We start from the raw sequence: 16,345 nt of genomic DNA, 5'->3' as shown, positions 1-16,345 counted from the left end.
ATCGCCAAATGGACTCTCCCGGCGGTGCATGGTCGACTGCAGGCAGAATGGACGGGGGGACCTATGGGCGACGTGCACCAACTCATCATGACGCATGGCCGGCGCGAGGCGCGGAACCTCGTGGACCCGAAGCGCGCCAGCGTCGTCGATGTCGCGGCGGCGGTGCTGGAAGATGAGTCCAACGCGCTGGGCATCACCTATTCCGGATTCTGCCTGACCAGCCTGCCCCACCGGAAGCTGGCGCCGGACGCCGAATGGCGCCGCGACCAGGGCCGTGTCACCCTGCTGGTCGAGCCGGGCAAGGAGCGCAAGCGCGACGGCAGCCTGATGCCGGTCGGCGTCCCCTACGGCGCCAAGGCGCGGCTGATCCTGCTCTATCTCCAGACCCGCGCCATCCAGGACAACAGCCGCGAGATCGAGCTTGGCCGCTCGATGAACGATTGGCTCGACCGCATGGGCGTGTCGGCGGGCGGCAGCACCTACAAGGCGGTGCAGGAGCAGGCGACCCGCATCAACCTGTGCCGCCTGACCTTCTTCTGGGACAAGGACGGGGCGGAGGGCTTCGCCAAGGAGAACATCGTCAACGGCGGCATCCGCCTGCGCGACGACGACGGCCAGGGCACGCTGTGGCGCGAGACGGTGCAGCTTTCGGAAACCTTCTTCGCCGCGCTGAAGCGCTCCCCCGTCCCGATCTGGGAGCCGGCGATCCGCCACATCGGCGGCTGTTCGATGGCGATCGATGTCTATGTCTGGCTGGCCTACCGGCTGCACGTGCTGCGCGACCCGATTCCGGTGACCTGGAAGGCGCTCTTCACGCAGTTCGGCGGTGGCTACAAGGAGCTGAAGCACTTCAAGCCGGAGTTCCGGGTGGCGCTGGATCTGGCGCTGGCCGTCTACGAGGCCGCTCGGGTGGAGTTCTCCGACACCGGGGTGCTGCTCTACCCGTCGCCCCCGCCGATTCCGGAGCGCAAGATCCTCCCCGCCGCGCGCGGGTAAGTCGGCGGCGGGCAAGTCGGCGATTGCCAACCCGCCCGGCTCCGGAATCGGAGTCGGCGATTGCCAGAGGCCGAAGCTTCAGCGTTCCAAAAACGGGCAAACGGAGCTTCGCCTATCCCGCCTTGAAGGCCTGCACATTGCCGCCCTCCCGCGTGTAGACCTGCATTGGGCGGCAGGTCTCGTCCATCTTGATGATGAGGACGCCGGCCTTGTCGCGCGGATAGAGCCACATCTCGTACTGCGATACCCGCGCGCTCGGCCCGGTGCGCTGCTCGCTGTAGATCGCGGTCCGGAACTGCCCGACCGGAATCCCCTCCCCGGCCAGGACGGAGGCGACGGGACGGTTGCAGGCTCCCTTCACCATGTCGTTCAGCGCCTCCACCGCTCCGGGCGCGGGCTCCGCGCTGCGCGGCGGCGCCAGCGAGGCGCAGGCGCCGAGGCCGAGAAAGCCGGCGCACAGGATGATTCCGGCGGTCCTGCGATTGCGCGAACGGCGTCCGGCGTGACGATGCATCGCGGCCTCCCTGCCCATTGGCGGTGTTGGTTGGCGGTGTGTGGTTACCTCAGCGCAAACACCGGGACGGGGAAAAGGTTCTCATCCGGCCTTTGGCAATCGCCGACCATCCGGGAATCCGCCGGACAGAAAAAAGGCGGGGCACCGCGGCCCCGCCTTCCGTCCTTTCCGAATCGGCCGGATGGACTCAGTCCACCTGGACCTTCTCGCCGTTTTTCCAGGCCCAGAACACGTAGCCCGGCTGCTTCAGGTCGCCCTTGTCGTCGAAGGACAGCGACCCGACCACCGTGTCGAAGGACGGGCCGGCGCGCAGCGCCTTCGCCACGGCGTCGGACTTGGCGCTGTTGGCCTTCTGCACGGCCTCGGCGTAGGTCTGCACCGCGGCGTAGGCGAACAGGGTGAAGCCGTCGGTGCGGATGTTCTTGGCCTGCAGGGCCTCCACCACCGGCTTGGCGGCGGGGTTGCGCTGCGGGTCGGGGGAGAAGGTGAACAGCGTGCCTTCCGCCGTGTCACCCGCGATGTTCCAGTAGGACTGCGGCTGGATGCCGTCGGCGCCGATGATCTGCGGGCGGAACTGCTGGTCCGCCGCCTGGCGGGCGATCAGGCCCAGCTCCTGGTCGTAGCCGCCGTAGTAGAGCACGTCCACCCCGTCCGACTTCAGCCGGGTGACGAGGGCGGAATAGTCCTTCTCGCCGGCGGTGATGCTGGTGAAAGCGGCCTCGGTGATGCCGGCGGCGTTCAGGCGGCGCTTCACGTCGTCGGCGAGGCCCTGGCCGTAGGCCTGCTTGTCGTGGACGATGGCGACCTTCTTGCCCTTGTAGCGGTCGGCGATCAGCTTGGCCGCCACTTCGCCCTGCTGGTCGTCGCGGCCGCAGACGCGGAAGACGTTCTTCAGGCCGCGGTCGGTGAGCTGCGGGCTGGTCGCGGTGGGGGAGATCATCACGATCCCCTCCTCGCCATAAACGTTGGAGGCGGCGATCGAGGCGCCGGAGCAGACATGGCCGATCACCGCGGCGACGTTCTGGCCGACCAGCTTGTTGGCGGCGGCCACCGCCTGCTTGGCGTCGCAGGCGTCGTCGGCGATGGTCAGGACCAGCTTCTGGCCCAGCAGCCCGCCCTTGGCGTTGATGTCGGCCACGGCGGCCTCGACGCCGGCGCGGGTCTGCTCGCCATAGGCGGCGGCGGCGCCGGTCATCGGACCGGCCAGCGCGATGGTGATGTCGGCCTGGGCGGCCCCGGCCCACAGGCCGGCCCCCAAGGCGACGGCGGCGGCGGTCACAGCCAGCTTCGCACGGATCATGGGTGGATTCCTCTCTCCGGGAACGGGTTCTTTTTATCGAACGCTTTCGGGTCGGAGACCGCGGACGCCGCCTCCGAAACAGGCAAACAAGCAAAGGGACGGGTTCGGCGCAATGGGCAAACAGGCACAGGCTGCCGCACGCCCGGCGCATGACACGGCCATCGGGATGGCGGTGGACCGGCTCAGTCGACCAGTTCGCGTTGCGCGACGTCAGGGGGCGCCTGGGTGTCCGGAGCCAGGGCCGTCGGAGCCAGAGCCAGGGCGATGGCCCGGCGCAGATCGTCGGCCAGGACGGGCTTGTGCAGGATGCTGAACTTGCCGGCCTCGGCCTCGGCCAGACGCTCGGGGGTGGTGTCGCCGGTCACCAGGATGCCGGGGATCGGGCGTTTCGACCGGCGCCGCACCTCGCGGATGGTCTCGGTGCCGGTGTGCCCCTCGCCCAGCCGGTAATCGGCGACGATCACGTCCGGATCGGGGTGGCGGCGCAGCACCTCCACCGCCTCGCCGAAGCTGCCGGCGGGATGCACCTCATGTCCCCATTGCTGGATCATCGCGCACAGCCCCTCGCGGACGATGGGGTCGTCCTCGACCACCAGCACGCGGGCACCGGCCCGCATGCGGGCGGTCACGGGGAAGTCTTCCGGCAGCGTCTCGGCCGGAGCGGGAGGATCGGCGAGCGGCACCTCCACCCGGAAGACCGATCCGCGCCCCGGTTCGGAGCGCAGGCTGACCGGGTGGTTCAGCATGCCGGCGAGCCGGCGCACCACGGCGAGCCCGAGGCCCAACCCCTGGTCGCGGTCGCGGCTGGCGTTCCCGACCTGCACGAACTCCTGGAAAATGTCCTCCTGCCGGTCGGTCGGGATGCCGATGCCGGTGTCCCACACCTCGATCCGCAGCACCGCGCCGCGCCGCCGGCAGCCGACCAGGATGCGCCCGCGGTTGGTGTAGCGCAGCGCGTTCTCCACGAGGTTCTGAAGGATGCGGCCGAGCAGCATCGGGTCGCTGTCCACATGGGCGCCGCAGGGCATGATGTGCAGCAGCAGCCCCTTGCGCACCGCCACCGGACGGCTGTTGGCGGCGATGCGGTCCAGAAGCTCCGTCACCGGGAAGGCCGTGCGCTTCGGCTCCACCGCCCCGGCCTCCAGCCGCGACACGTCCAGCAGCCCGTCGAGCAGCATCTTCAGGGCACCCAGCGCGCGGTCCATGGTGGTCAGGATCTTGCGCATGGCGGGGTCGGTGGCGCGGGTGGACAGCGCCTCCATCAGCAGCATCAGCGACTGCACGGGCTGGCGCAGGTCGTGGCTGGCCGCCGCCAGGAACTTCGACTTGCCGATGTTGGCGCGGTCGGCCTCCCGACGCGCCTCGGCCAGCGCGGCCTGGGCGGTCTTGTGCTCGGTGATGTCGCGGACGGTGGCGATCACGCTGACCAGCCTTCCGCCGGCGCCGCGCACCGGCGAAGCGCGCAGCTCCAGCCAGACCTCCGGCGCATCGCCTTCCAGACCCGCGCCTGGACGCAGGAATTCCGCCCGCATGTCCCCGGCGTCCTCGGCGCCGTCGCACAGCGGGAACAGGCCCGTCTCATCCCCCATCAGTCCGGCCAGCACCTCCCGCACGGCGCGCCCGTCGGCGGCGCCCGGACCGATCCCCATCAGCCGGGCGAAGGCCGGGTTGGTGTAGACCACCGGCGAGCCGGGCCGGGTGGCGTCGGCGATCAGGATGCCGTCGCCGCTCCATTCCATGGCGCGGTTGCGGATGCGCAGCGCCCGGTCGCCGTGGCGGCGGCGCTGAAGCTCCACCAGGAAGGCGGTGGTGAACAGCAGGATCACCGCGGTGGTGGCGGCGGCCCAGATGATGGAATAGAAACGGTTCTGCCGCCACGCGCCGAACACCGTCTCCACCGACTCGCCGACCACCGTCATGAGCGGGTAGTCGGCGGAGGCGCGGAAGGCGTAGATGCGCTCCACCCCGTCCACCGGGCTGACGACGCGATGGTGCCGGACGGTTCCGCTGCCGGCCTCCGGCCAGAGGCCGGAGCCGCGGAAGCTGCGCCCGAACACCTGATCCTGAAGGGCTTGGCGGGCCAGCAGCGGGCCGTCCGCGCGGGCGATGGCGACCGAGCTGTCGCGCGGCAGGTCCAACCGGCCGTAGAAGCGGGAGAAGATCTCCGCCGGGACGTCGATCACGGCGACGCCGCGGAACGTCCCGTCCGCACCCTCCAGCCGGCGCGACACCGGGATGAACACGTCCGACGTGCCCGGACTGACGAAGGGCAGGCCGATGACGAAGCCCTTCTGGTTCCCCTTCCGATGGGCGCCGGACTTGTGCCGGGCGAACTCCTCCCACTCCAGCACCGGATTGCGGGTGGTGGTCCGTCCCAAGCCCATGGACAGCCAGCTGTTCGCGTCGTAAATCCGGATGGAGGCGGCCAAGCCTTCCTCGAACGACCGCCGGGTGGGAATCAGGAGCGGAATGTCCTTTTCGACATGGGAGGCGACGTCGATCAGAAGATCGTCCAGCCGGCGGAAGGTGGCGATGGCCTGTTCCTCGACCAGCTGCGCCATCGCCGCCGTGTGCTGGCGGGTCGTCTGGTCGAGGAAGCGTTCCTCGCGGTCGATGCGGCTCAGCAGCGTCCACCACAGCGCCGCGATGGCGACGGCGACCGCGACGGCGGGAAGAACGAGACGGGCCTCCATCCCCCGCGGAAAAGCGATCCATCGTCGCACTGCCGACCTCAAACACTGCCTAACGGGCATTATGCGCCAGCCGTACTCCTCCTTCAATGGACAAGCCAGCGACCAATGATACAAAAAGTAGAGGATAATCAAACTTTTGCGGGTTTTCTGCACCGGTCGGCGCGGAGTTGGGCGGCCAACCGGGCCTTTGGCGGATGAGTTTCGCCCGCGCCATCGCCACCGTCGGCGGCCTGACCCTGCTGAGCCGGCTGGCCGGCTTCGCCCGCGACATTCTGACCGCGGCGGTGCTCGGCGCCGGACCGGTGGCCGACGCCTTCTTCGTCGCGCTGAAGCTGCCGAACTTCTTCCGCCGCCTGTTCGCGGAGGGGGCCTTCAGCGTCGCCTTCGTCCCGCTGTTCGCGGCGGAGCTTCAGCGCAACGGCCGCGCCGCCGCGGTGGCCTTCGCCGAGCAGGCGCTGGCCATCCTGCTGTGCGTGCTGCTGCCCTTCACCGCCCTGGCCATCCTGGCGATGCCCGCGCTGATGCACGCCCTGGCGCCGGGTTTCGTGGACGAGCCGGCGAAGTTCGCGCTGGCCGTCGACATGGCGCGGCTGACCTTCCCCTATCTGACGCTGATTTCGCTGGTGGCGCTGCTGGGCGGCGTGCTGAACGCGCTGGACCGCTTCGGCCCCTTCGCCGCCGCCCCCATCGCCTTCAACCTGACGCTGATCGCCGCGCTGCTGACCGCGCCGCGGCTGGGGCTGGAGCCGGGGCGGGCGATGGCCGCGGCGGTGACGCTGTCGGGCGTCGTGCAGCTGGTCTGGATGGGCTGGGCCTGCCGGGCGGCGGGGGTGACGCTGCGCCTGAGCCGGCCGCGGATGACCGAGGGGATGCGCCGCCTGTTCCGGCTGGTCGGGCCGGGGGCCATCGGCGCCGGGGTCATGCAGATCAACCTGTTCCTGAACGTCGTGCTGGCCTCGCTGCTGCCATCGGGCGCGGTGTCCTTCCTCTATTACGCCGATCGGCTGAACCAGATGCCGCTGGGCGTCATCGGCATCGCCATCGGCACCGCCCTGCTGCCCGTGCTCGCCCGCCACGCCGCGGCGGGGGACGAGCGGATGGTCCGCCATTACCTCAGCCGCGCTTTGGAGTTCAGCCTGCTGCTCGGCCTGCCGGCGGCGGTGGCCCTGGGTGTCGCCGGGGCGCCCATCGTGTCGGTGCTGTTCGAACGCGGCGCCTTCGGCCCGGCGGAGGCGCAGGCGACGGCTTGGGCGCTGGCCGCCTACGCCATCGGCATCCCCGCCCATGTCATCGTCAAGGCGCTGAACGCCGCCTTCTTCGCCCGCCAGGACACGGCGACCCCGGTGCGCGTCGCCGTGGTGGTGACCCTCGCCAATCTGGCGCTGGGGATCGCGCTGATGCCGGTGCTGGGGCATGTCGGGATCGCGCTGGCCACCGGGCTGACCGCCTGGTTGAACCTCGCCTTGCTGGCCCATGCGCTGCACCGCCGGGGATTCCTGCAGCTGGACGGGCGCTTCCTGGGCCGCGCGCCGCGCATCGCCGCGGCGGCGCTGGGCATGGGGGCGGCGCTGCTGGCCGGCGCGGCGGCCCTGGCACCGTGGCTGGAGGCGGCGTCCACCCTGGTCCGCTTCGGGGCGCTGGCCCTGCTGGTCGGCGGCGGCGTGGCGGTGTTCGGGACGCTGGCGCAACTGACCGGCGCCACCGATCTCGCCGACCTGAAGGGCTTCCTGCGCAAGGACACCCCGGAATTGGAGCCGCCCGCGTCTTGACCCCGCCCGGTTCCGGGGCGATAACAGCCGCCTTCCAGAAGTTTCGAGCGAGAGTCCTCCCGTGAACCGCATCTTCTCCGGCATGCAGCCGACCCGGCAGCTTCACCTCGGCAACTATCTGGGGGCGCTGCGCAACTGGGTCGAGCTGCAGAACAGCTACGAGTGCATCTTCTGCGTCGTCGACCTGCACGCGCTGACCATCGACCAGGACGCGGAGGTCCTGCGCAACAACATCCGCGAGGTCACCGCGGCCTACATCGCCGCCGGCATCGACCCGGAGAAGAACATCCTTTTCAACCAGTCCTTCGTCCCGGCCCATTCGGAGCTGGCCTGGATTCTCTCCTGCCACACGCCGCTCGGCTGGCTGAACCGCATGACGCAGTTCAAGGAGAAGGCCGGCAAGCAGAAGGACATGGCGAACCTCGGCCTCTACTCCTACCCGGTGCTGATGGCTGCGGACATCCTGCTCTACAAGGCCACCCACGTCCCGGTGGGCGAGGACCAGAAGCAGCATCTGGAGCTGGCCCGCGACATCGCCGGCGCCTTCAACCGCCGCTACGACACCGAGTATTTCCCGCTGCCCGAGCCGCAGATCCTCGGCGAGGCGACGCGCGTGATGAGCTTGCGCGACGGCACCAAGAAGATGAGCAAGTCGGACGAATCCGAATATTCGCGCATCAACATGACCGACGACGCCGACACCATCGCGACGAAGATCCGCAAGGCCAAGACCGATCCGGAGCCGCTGCCGGACAATGTCGCCGACCTGGAGAAGCGTCCGGAGGCCGACAACCTCGTGACCATCTACGCCGCCCTGTCCGGCCAGACGCGCGAGCAGACGGTGCAGCAGTTCGCGGGCGCCCAGTTCTCCGGCTTCAAGGCGGCGCTGGTCGATCTGTCGGTCGCCAAGCTGGCCCCGATGACCACCCGCATGAAGGAGCTTCTCGACGACAAGGCCGAGATCGACCGCCTGCTGCGCCGGGGCGGCGAGCGCGCGGCGGCCATCGCCGAGACGAACCTGAACGGCGTGAAGGACATCATCGGCCTTCTGCGTCCCTGAGCCCCCAAGGCTAAACCGCTGACCGAAAGGCGTCCGCCGTGACGGCTCCCATCCTGCTCACCGGGTTCCAGCCCTTCGGGGATCACGCCGTCAACCCGACGGCGCTCCTCATGGAGCGGCTGGCCGGCGAGCCGGGGGTCGTCACCGCGGTCCTGCCCGTCGAATACGACGCCTGCGGCGCGGCCTTCGCCGCCCTGCTGGAGGAGCACCGGCCCGCCGCCGCCCTGTGCTTCGGGCTGGCCGCCGGTTCCGAGTACATCAAGATCGAGCGGCTGGCCTGGAACCGCGACGAGAGCGAGCAGGCCGACAACGCGGGCGTGGTGCGCACCGACGACGCCATCGAGCCGGACGGGCCGACCGCCTACGGCTCCACCCTGCCCGTCCCCACGCTGGTCCGCGAGCTGGCCATCGCCGGCCTGCCGGTGACCTTCAGCGACCATGCCGGCGGCTTCGTCTGCAACCACCTGTTCTACCGTGCCCGCCACGTGATCGAGACGGCGGACCTCGACGTACCCATGGGCTTCGTCCACCTGCCGCCGCTGCCGGAGCAGGTCGCCGACCAGCCGGGCCGCTCCGGCCTGACGCTGGACCAGCAGGAACGGGCGGTGCGGGCGCTGGTCGGGCTGCTGCGCCAGGGGCTGGGGATCGCCGCCTGATTGAAGAAGTGCGGATTCTTCACGGATTTCGCGGATTTGGGCACGGATGAACCGGATGGAAAAATTCCGCGAAATCCGTGTCCAAGTCTGTGAAATCCGTGAAGACCCTGTTGTCTGCCGACGGAGCGGTCATCCCCGCTGCGCCAGCCGCTCCATCTCCTTCGCCCAGCCCGCGTAGTTCCTGTGGAAATCCGCCAGCGCCGGATCGGTCCGGGTGCGCTCGGCCATCGCTTGCATCAGCGGCGCCTGGGCCGCCGCCAGCTCCCGCGCGTCGGTCCGCCGGGTCGCCGTCAGGAAGGAGGACAGGCTGGTGACCAGCTTCCCCCCCGCCGGGGCCGCCGCCATCTTCGCCAGATCGTTGACGATCCAGGGCATGTATTTCAGCACATAGTCGGCGTAGGTGCGCATGACCGGCGCCTGCTCCAGCAGTTCGGCGCGCTCGCGGTCGAAGTCCTTGCGGTCGAGGATGGCGTGGTTGCGGTAGACGACCGGCGCCTCCGCCGAGACGTCGCACTCCCAGCCCTTGCGCGGGACGAGCAGGTCGGCCTGATCCTTTTCCTCGCGGTAGGGGTAGAAAGGCATGGTCCGGCAGCGCGACGGCTTGTCGGCGTGGATGCCGCAGAGGTTGTCCGGCTGGAGCGCCGGACAGGGAAAATGGTTCGGCAGGTAGGCGGTGGGCTGGATCAGCACCGCCACCGTCTTGCGGTTGGGCAGGCGCACGGTCGTGCCCAGCCGGGTGGCGAGGTCGTAGGATTTCGCGTTCGACCGCACCACCGTCCAGACCAGCGCCAGCGGGAAGCGGACGGCGTGGGCCACCGCGTCCGTGAGCGTCAGCGGCAACAGCCCGTGACAGCATTTTCCGCAGGCGGTGCAGGCGAAGCGCGGTTCCATGGTCCGGGTCCCCGTCCGGCCTCTACCGGCCGCAGCAGGCCTTGAACTTCTTCCCCGATCCGCAGGGGCAGGGCTCGTTGCGGCCGACCTTGACGACCCGGCGCGGCTCGCCCTTCGGGTTCACCTCGCCCGCGCTGTAGAGCCACTGGCCATCGACGCGGCGGAAGGACGCCCGCTCGTGATGGCGCATGTCCTGGCCGTCGCGGCGGAAGTGGATGAGGAACTCGACGGTGCCCTCGTCGCCCTCCTCCGTCGCGCGCAGCACGTCGAGCCGCTGCCAGTCGCACTCGTCGGCCACCCGCTCCGCCTCGGCGCGGTTGAAGTCCTCGCGGATCTCCGGCGCGTGGGTGCGCTCCACATGGTCAAGGTCGTGGCGCACGAAGGCGGTGTAGCGCGACCGCATCAGCGCCTCGGCCGTCGCGGCGGGCGCGCCGGCCAGGATCGGGCCGCAGCAGGTCTCGAAGGAAAGGCCCGAACAGCAGGGGCAGGCGGAGGAGGTCATGGCGCGCGGGTCCGTCGGTGGGTCCGGGGCTGGTGTGGCAGGATGGGCCACCCCGGTCAAGCGCTGCGGACCGAACACAACGGACGGACAGGTAAGGTCAGGCCGAACGGGCGCGGCGCGGTTCGGACGGGGTGTGGACCGTCGGCTTCACGATGGCGCGCAGTTCCTCAAGGAAGGCGCGGCCGGTGTCGGTGAGCGTGACGATCTTGCGGCGGCGTTCGCGCGGGTCTTCCTGGGCCTGGACGAGGTCGAGTCCGGCCTTCCCGAAGCTGTGCCAGCGGCTGAGCGCGGCGACGTTGCGCGACGCGGAGGATTGGGCGATGCCCAGGCGTTCCGCAAGCTCGCCGATGGAAATCCCTTCGTTCCCCGCGATCGTCATGAAGGACAGCGCGTATTGGATCGGCAGGTCGGGATCGAGCTTGCGAAACGCCTCGAGCACATGGACGACGGTGGTCACCTCGTCAGCGCGAACGTGGGCCGGCATCAGCGACCCTCCCCGAGCGAGGACCCCATCGGGCCGGTGTGTAGATGATGTTCAGGCGTCCAAGCCATACCACGAATTCCCCGTTATCCCGCCGGGCGTCGAAAAAACGATCCGGAGAGGCCCAGTGGGCGTGCTCAACGAAGACCGAACGACCGCAAAACCCCAAAAAGACACACATGGCTTCCTCTCGATATCCGGAATTCGCGTTCCAATGCGCTGGGTTGAAGACGGGAGCCGATAGCTCGCTGGGTGGTATGGGCGGACCAATCGCCCTGTCGGCGATTCGGGGTGGTGGGTACGATGGCTTTCATCGTGGTCTCCGTGGGTTGAAGGAAGGCGCGGCCCCGAAGGGAAACCGCAGGATCGGGTATCGCCTGTCAGCGATACGCTTGCAACGTCAAAAATGACCGGGCATCCGAAAGGTTCCGCTCCCGGATGTGTTGGGACGGACTGTAGCCCGCTTCGGTTCCGTCCAGCCCGATATCGCGCCGCAGATGGGCGCTCAGCGTCTCCACCCCGGCGTCGTCGCCTTCGGCGTCCAGCCACTGCCGCAGCAGGGCGTTCCATAAGGTCTGCATGGCTCCTCTCCTTGTTGCAGAGAAGCAATTAATCCGTTATCGGATGTTTTCCGTCAAGTCCGATTTGGGGCCCCTTCCGCAACCGCCGGTCGGGGCCTTGCGTCGTTAGCCCTCCAGGCGCGCCGCGAGGCGGGCGAAGGTGAAGGGCTCATCCGTCAGGAAGCGGATGTCCTCGATCACCTGGGCGCGCAGCGAGCGGTCGTCGATGCTGCGGCCCCAGAAGGCGGTTTCGCCCAGATAGGCGGCGACCATCGCCTCGAGCCCCGCCGGGGTGCCGTCGTCCAGGGCACCGATCGCACGGACGCGCTCGACGATCTCGGCGGAGTCGCGCGGCGGCAGCGTGTCCGCGCCGGGGAAGCGGCCGAGATAGAAGGCCAGCCAGGCGGCCAGCGACAGGCTCATCAGCGGCGCCGGCGTGCCGAACCGCTCCCGGTAGGCCAGCAGACGGTCCAGGTTGCGGGTCTGGTACTTGACGAGTCCGTTGAGGCTGATGTCGTGCCACAGGTGACGGATGTAGGGGTTGCGGAAGCGGCGCAGCACGGCGGCCGCGAAATCCTCCAGCTCCGGCTTCGGCAGGGTGAGGAAAGGAATCACCTCCTCGTTGAGCAGCCGGTCGAGGAAGCGCGCCCCAGCGGGATCGGTCACGGCCTCGCCCACCGTCTCCAGCCCCGCCAGCAAGGCCAGCGCGCACAGGCCGGTGTGGGCGCCGTTGAGGATGGCAACCTTGCGCGCCTTGTAGGGGGTGACGTCGGCGGTGACGACGGTGCCCTCGTCATGCTCGCCGAGCGGCAGGCGCAGCGCGGGCATCCCCTCCTTGCGCTCGATCACGAACAGGTGGAACAGCTCCGCCGCCGCCATGAAGCGGTCGTCGTAGCCCAGCTCGCGGCGCAGGTCGTCGGCCTCGGCGCGCGGGAAGCCGGGGACGATGCGGTCGACCAGCGTGTTGTAGAAGGCGTTTGCCGTCTCGATCCAGTCGATGAAGGCCGGCTCCAGCGCCCAGTCGCGGGCGTGCAGCAGGACGATGCGCTTCAGCTCCTCGCCGTTGTGGTCGATCAGCTCGCAGGCGAGCATTTGCAGGCCGGCGTCCGGCGCGCCGTCGAACGCCTTCCAACGCTCGTGCAGGAAGCGGGTCATCTTGCCGGGGAAGGACACCGGCGGCTCGTCGGCGTAGGCCACCGACGGGACATAGGCGATCCCGGCGTCGGTGGTGTTGGAGACGACGACCGTGACGTTCGGATCGCGCGCCAGCTCCAGCACCGACGCCCATGCGCCGTGCGCGGCGATCTCGTTGCGCACGCAGCCGATCAGCCGAGCCTGCGAGACCTTCGCGCCGGACTCGTCGACGCCGCGCGACAGGACGGTGTAGACGCCCTCCTGCTCGTTCAGCGTCTGCGGGACGCCGCCGGCGATCGGGCGGACAACGGTCACGCCCCAGTCGCTCCCCGTGGCCTCGTTCAGGCGGTCGACCTTCCAGTCGAAGAAGGCGCGCAGGAAGTTGCCTTCGCCGAATTGCACGATCCGCGTCGTCGTCGGGCGCGGCCGGCCGTTGAGAAAGGATGCGTTCAGGCGCTGCATGCTCGGCGTCCTTGTCTGAGGGGGTGGTGACGGGTCAGAGCGTGACGCCGGACTTGAAGATCACGAGGTCGTGGACGTCGTTCTCCTCGTTGCGCGCCTCTTTGCCGTTGGCAACGGCGAGGATGCTGTCAATGAAGGATGGCAGCAGGCTGTCCACCGTGGCGGTGGCCTCGGCGATGGGGCCGGCGTTGAAGTCGATCCAGTGCCTCTTCTTCTCGGCCATCGCGGTGTTGGTGGCGATCTTCATGGTCGGCACGACGCCGCCCAGCGGCGTGCCGCGGCCGGTGGTGAACAGCACGATGTGGCAGCCGGCGGCGGCCAGGGCGGTCACCGCCACGCCGTCGTTGCCCGGCGCCTCCAGCAGGGTCAGGCCCGGCTTGCGGATGCGCTCGGCGTAGCGGATGACGTCGCGCACCGGGGAGAGGCCGGCCTTCTGGGTGCAGCCCAGCGACTTCTCCTCCAGCGTGCTGATGCCGCCCGCCTTGTTGCCGGGCGAGGGGTTCTCGTAGATCGGCTGGTTGTGGTCGATGAAGTATTGCTTGAAGTCGTTGATCAGGGTGACGACGCCCTCGAACACCTCGCGGCTTTCGGCGCGCTCCATCAGCAGATGCTCGGCGCCGAACATTTCCGGCACCTCGGTCAGCACGGTGGCGCCGCCGATCCCGCACAGCCAGTCGGAGAGGGCGCCCAGCAGCGGGTTGGCGGTGATTCCGGAGAAGCCGTCCGAACCGCCGCACTTCAGGCCGATGCGCAGGCGGTCGGCGCCGACCGGCTCGCGCTTGTCCTCGCGCATCACCGCGGCCAGCTCGGTCATCGCCTCCAGCGACGCCTCGAGTTCGTCCGACACATCCTGGGTGGTCAGATAGCGCAGGCGGCGCGGGTCGGGATGCTCGAAGCCTTGGGTGAACAGGGCGCGGGTGTTGTTTTCGCAGCCCAGCCCCATGACCAGCACGCCGCCGGCGTTGGGGTGGATGGCGAAGTCGCGCAGGATGTTGCGGGTGTTGTCGAGGTCGCCGCCGAGCTGCGAGCAGCCGTAGGGATGCTCCAGCACCATGACGCGGGAGCCTTCGGGAAGCAGTCCCATCTTTTCGAAGCGCTTGGCCGCGTTCTTGGCGAGGCCATTGACGCAGCCGACCAGCGGGATGATCCACAGGTCGTTGCGCACGCCGATCTCGCCGTTGGCGCGGACGAAGGCCTGGATGGTCGGCGCCGGCTGCCGGGCCGGCGCGGTGTCGGCCGCCGGACCGGCGTAGGCGTAGTCCTGCAGGCCGCCCAGCGCCGTTCCGATGTTGTGGGTGTGGATGTGCCGCCCCACCGGGATCGCCTCCTTGGCGAGGCCGATCACGCTGCCGTACTTGATGACCCGGTCGCCCGGCTGGTGCGGCGTCACGGCGAACTTGTGGCCCTGCGGCACCTCGTCGAGCAGGACGACGCCCAGACCGTCGATCGCGGTGCCCAGGGCCAGCGGCTCCAGGGCGACGGCGACGGTGTCGCTGGAATGGATCTTCAGGTACTTCGACATGTCAGGCCCCTTCGGGGAGAAGCGAGAAAAGCGGGAGTGTGGCGGCGAGGAGGATCAGCGGGCCAGGACCAGCGAGAGTTCCGGCACGAAGGTGACGATCATGAGCGCCACGAACAGCGCCACGAAGAGCAGGGTGGACTGCCTCATGAAGTCCGAGATCTTGACCTTGGCGAGGTTGCAGACCAGCAGCATCACCGTGCCCACCGGCGGCGTCAGACAGCCGACCGCGAGGTTCACGATCACCACGATGCCGAAATGGATTGGGTCGATGCCGAGCTGGTGCACCGTCGGCATCAGCAGCGGGACCATGACGATCAGGATCGCGTTGCCCTCGATCAGCATGCCCAGGAACAGCAGGAGCAGGTTGAGGATGAGCAGGAAGACGTACTTGTTGTCGGTCAGCGCCGTGATGTAGGTCGCCAGCTGCTGCGCCGCCTGCTCCAGCGACAGAATCCAGGCCAGCGCCGAGCAGGCCATGATGACCAGCATCACCGAGGAGGTGGCCTTGAAGGTGCCGACCAGGGCGTCCACCACATGGGCGACGCGCATCTCGCGGTAGATCACGAAGCCGATCACCAGGACGATCAGCACGGCCACCGCGCCCGCCTCGGTCGGGGTGAAGATGTTGGCGCGGATGCCGCCGATGATGGCGACCAGCAGGACCAGCACCGGCCAGGCCCCGACCAGCGCGCTGGTGGTTTCCGACGTGGTCGGCCAGCTGTCGCGGGACGGCGGATAGCCGTTGCGCTTGGACACGATGTAGGCGGCGACCATCAGCATGGCCGCCATCACGATGCCGGGCAGGATGCCGGCCATGAACATGGCGCCGATGGAGACGTCGGCGACGAGGCCGTAAATGATCAGCGCGATGCCCGGCGGGATGATCGGCGTCACCAGCGCGCCCGACGCGGTGACGGCGGCGGCGAAGGCGCGGTTGTAGCCCTTGCGCTCCATCTCCGGCACCAGCATGCGGGTCAGCATGGCGCTGTCGGCGAGGTTGGAGGCGCTGACGCCGCCCAGCAGCGTGCTCAGCATGATGTTGGTCAGCGCCATGCCGCCGGTGAACTTGCCGACCAGCAGGTCGGCCACGCGCAGCAGGCGCTTCGCCACGCCGGTGTGGTCCATCAGCGTGCCGAGCAGGATGAAGAAGGGAATCGCCAGGAGGGACAGATTCTGCGAGGCGCCGATCAGCCGCTGCACCGCGATCTGGTCCGGAACCGGGCTGAAAAACACGAAATAGACAAGAACGGATGCAAAAATAGCAATGTAAAGCCGCATGTTCAACGCGAACAGGCAAAGCATGATGAGAATGATGACGGGCCAGCTCATGGCGCCTTCCCCTTCGCGATCACCATGATGTCGATAAAGCAGCGGCGCAGGAGATAGACGACGATGCCGGCGGCACCCACCGGAACGGCGATGTCGATCCAGAACCACGAAATCTGAAGAATTTCCGTCAGCTTGTACTGGGCGCTCTGGGCGAGCAGATAGCCGAGCCAGCCGGCGTAGGTCAGAACCACGATCGACAGGGCCGAAACGGCCAGATCGACCGCCGCCCGGATGCGGGTGGGCAGAAGGTCCACGAACAGCGGGATATCGAGATGTTGGCCGTCACGCTCGGCGACGATGGCGCCGATCATGATGATCCAGATCATCAGAAGCCCGGACATTTCCTCGCCCCAGTGCAGCGGGGCGTCGAAGATGTAGCGCGCGAACACCGCCGCGATGGTCATCACCACCAGAGCGGCCAGCGCGCCTCCCGCGACGACCGATGGCAGACGCCGGATCAACTCCATGGCATACTC

At 68.7% G+C, this 16,345-nt stretch carries 15 protein-coding genes; 4 read left to right on the top strand and 11 right to left on the bottom strand.

Features of this window, described 5'->3' with window-relative positions; all coding sequences use genetic code 11:
- Positions 1-63 precede the first annotated feature (63 nt).
- Positions 64-996: a replication protein RepA gene (locus JJL56_RS08835; RefSeq protein WP_014238998.1), complete on the top strand. Its 933-nt coding sequence runs from the start codon at positions 64-66 to the stop codon at positions 994-996.
- 112 nt (positions 997-1,108) lie between these two features.
- On the opposite strand, the gene JJL56_RS08830 is transcribed toward JJL56_RS08835, so the two are convergent.
- The 3 genes from JJL56_RS08830 to JJL56_RS08820 form a co-directional block, all read right to left on the bottom strand.
- Entirely contained in the window at positions 1,109-1,510 is a 402-nt protein-coding gene (locus JJL56_RS08830) for a hypothetical protein (protein WP_200484930.1), read from the bottom strand.
- A 187-nt stretch (positions 1,511-1,697) separates the two neighbouring features.
- A complete protein-coding gene (locus JJL56_RS08825; RefSeq protein ID WP_145623226.1) occupies positions 1,698-2,810 on the bottom strand; it encodes an ABC transporter substrate-binding protein in 1,113 nt (370 codons plus the stop codon).
- A 182-nt stretch (positions 2,811-2,992) separates the two neighbouring features.
- Positions 2,993-5,503, bottom strand: a complete 2,511-nt coding sequence (locus JJL56_RS08820) for an ATP-binding protein (protein ID WP_145623225.1) — start codon at positions 5,501-5,503, stop codon at positions 2,993-2,995.
- Positions 5,504-5,697: 194 nt separating this feature from the next.
- Here JJL56_RS08820 and murJ point away from each other — a divergent pair, with 194 nt between their 5' ends.
- From murJ to JJL56_RS08805, 3 genes are all read left to right on the top strand, one after another.
- Entirely contained in the window at positions 5,698-7,272 is a 1,575-nt protein-coding gene (gene murJ, locus JJL56_RS08815) for a murein biosynthesis integral membrane protein MurJ (protein WP_200484929.1), read from the top strand.
- A gap of 61 nt (positions 7,273-7,333) precedes the next feature.
- Positions 7,334-8,332 (top strand): tryptophan--tRNA ligase, encoded by a 999-nt coding sequence (gene trpS / locus JJL56_RS08810; RefSeq protein ID WP_200484928.1) that lies wholly within the window; start codon positions 7,334-7,336, stop codon positions 8,330-8,332.
- A gap of 38 nt (positions 8,333-8,370) precedes the next feature.
- Complete coding sequence (locus JJL56_RS08805) at positions 8,371-8,988, top strand: pyroglutamyl-peptidase I (RefSeq protein ID WP_145623222.1); 618 nt, start codon at positions 8,371-8,373, stop codon at positions 8,986-8,988.
- Positions 8,989-9,117: 129 nt separating this feature from the next.
- Here JJL56_RS08805 and JJL56_RS08800 read toward each other — a convergent pair whose 3' ends face one another.
- From JJL56_RS08800 to JJL56_RS08765, 8 genes are all read right to left on the bottom strand, one after another.
- Positions 9,118-9,879 carry a YkgJ family cysteine cluster protein gene (locus JJL56_RS08800; protein ID WP_200484927.1) on the bottom strand — a complete coding sequence of 254 codons (762 nt, stop codon included), beginning with the start codon at positions 9,877-9,879 and terminating at the stop codon, positions 9,118-9,120.
- Positions 9,880-9,901: 22 nt separating this feature from the next.
- On the bottom strand, positions 9,902-10,381 hold the full coding sequence (locus tag JJL56_RS08795) for a YchJ family protein (RefSeq protein WP_200484926.1): 480 nt from the start codon (positions 10,379-10,381) through the stop codon (positions 9,902-9,904).
- 97 nt (positions 10,382-10,478) lie between these two features.
- Positions 10,479-10,865: a MarR family winged helix-turn-helix transcriptional regulator gene (locus JJL56_RS08790; protein WP_109069903.1), complete on the bottom strand. Its 387-nt coding sequence runs from the start codon at positions 10,863-10,865 to the stop codon at positions 10,479-10,481.
- A gap of 377 nt (positions 10,866-11,242) precedes the next feature.
- Positions 11,243-11,443, bottom strand: coding sequence for a hypothetical protein (locus tag JJL56_RS08785; RefSeq protein WP_145623219.1), 201 nt, complete (start codon positions 11,441-11,443; stop codon positions 11,243-11,245).
- Positions 11,444-11,548: 105 nt separating this feature from the next.
- A complete protein-coding gene (locus tag JJL56_RS08780; RefSeq protein ID WP_200484925.1) occupies positions 11,549-13,018 on the bottom strand; it encodes a tagaturonate reductase in 1,470 nt (489 codons plus the stop codon).
- Positions 13,019-13,052: 34 nt separating this feature from the next.
- Positions 13,053-14,540, bottom strand: coding sequence for a UxaA family hydrolase (locus JJL56_RS08775; protein ID WP_200484924.1), 1,488 nt, complete (start codon positions 14,538-14,540; stop codon positions 13,053-13,055).
- Positions 14,541-14,594: 54 nt separating this feature from the next.
- Entirely contained in the window at positions 14,595-15,869 is a 1,275-nt protein-coding gene (locus tag JJL56_RS08770) for a TRAP transporter large permease (RefSeq protein ID WP_145623216.1), read from the bottom strand.
- Positions 15,866-16,336 (bottom strand): TRAP transporter small permease, encoded by a 471-nt coding sequence (locus tag JJL56_RS08765; protein ID WP_200484923.1) that lies wholly within the window; start codon positions 16,334-16,336, stop codon positions 15,866-15,868. The genes JJL56_RS08770 and JJL56_RS08765 overlap by 4 nt, the downstream gene beginning before the upstream one ends.
- Between the last annotated feature and the right edge of the window lie 9 nt (positions 16,337-16,345).

Origin of the sequence: Azospirillum aestuarii (assembly GCF_016632405.1) — a bacterium.
Lineage (GTDB): Bacteria > Pseudomonadota > Alphaproteobacteria > Azospirillales > Azospirillaceae > Azospirillum > Azospirillum aestuarii.
Note: the sequence above shows the minus strand (reverse complement) of the source record. Positions and strands in the feature narration are given on the sequence as shown.

What these genes read in the sequence shown, in the direction of transcription:
- JJL56_RS08780 (WP_200484925.1), bottom strand. Translation starts at nt 13,018, where the DNA reads ATGCAGCGCCTGAACGCATCCTTTCTCAACGGCCGGCCGCGCCCGACG.
- JJL56_RS08830 (WP_200484930.1), bottom strand. Translation starts at nt 1,510, where the DNA reads ATGCATCGTCACGCCGGACGCCGTTCGCGCAATCGCAGGACCGCCGGA.
- murJ (WP_200484929.1), top strand. Translation starts at nt 5,698, where the DNA reads ATGAGTTTCGCCCGCGCCATCGCCACCGTCGGCGGCCTGACCCTGCTG.
- JJL56_RS08785 (WP_145623219.1), bottom strand. Translation starts at nt 11,443, where the DNA reads ATGCAGACCTTATGGAACGCCCTGCTGCGGCAGTGGCTGGACGCCGAA.
- JJL56_RS08820 (WP_145623225.1), bottom strand. Translation starts at nt 5,503, where the DNA reads ATGGAGGCCCGTCTCGTTCTTCCCGCCGTCGCGGTCGCCGTCGCCATC.
- JJL56_RS08775 (WP_200484924.1), bottom strand. Translation starts at nt 14,540, where the DNA reads ATGTCGAAGTACCTGAAGATCCATTCCAGCGACACCGTCGCCGTCGCC.
- JJL56_RS08790 (WP_109069903.1), bottom strand. Translation starts at nt 10,865, where the DNA reads ATGCCGGCCCACGTTCGCGCTGACGAGGTGACCACCGTCGTCCATGTG.
- JJL56_RS08835 (WP_014238998.1), top strand. Translation starts at nt 64, where the DNA reads ATGGGCGACGTGCACCAACTCATCATGACGCATGGCCGGCGCGAGGCG.
- JJL56_RS08765 (WP_200484923.1), bottom strand. Translation starts at nt 16,336, where the DNA reads ATGGAGTTGATCCGGCGTCTGCCATCGGTCGTCGCGGGAGGCGCGCTG.
- JJL56_RS08825 (WP_145623226.1), bottom strand. Translation starts at nt 2,810, where the DNA reads ATGATCCGTGCGAAGCTGGCTGTGACCGCCGCCGCCGTCGCCTTGGGG.
- JJL56_RS08770 (WP_145623216.1), bottom strand. Translation starts at nt 15,869, where the DNA reads ATGAGCTGGCCCGTCATCATTCTCATCATGCTTTGCCTGTTCGCGTTG.
- JJL56_RS08795 (WP_200484926.1), bottom strand. Translation starts at nt 10,381, where the DNA reads ATGACCTCCTCCGCCTGCCCCTGCTGTTCGGGCCTTTCCTTCGAGACC.
- JJL56_RS08800 (WP_200484927.1), bottom strand. Translation starts at nt 9,879, where the DNA reads ATGGAACCGCGCTTCGCCTGCACCGCCTGCGGAAAATGCTGTCACGGG.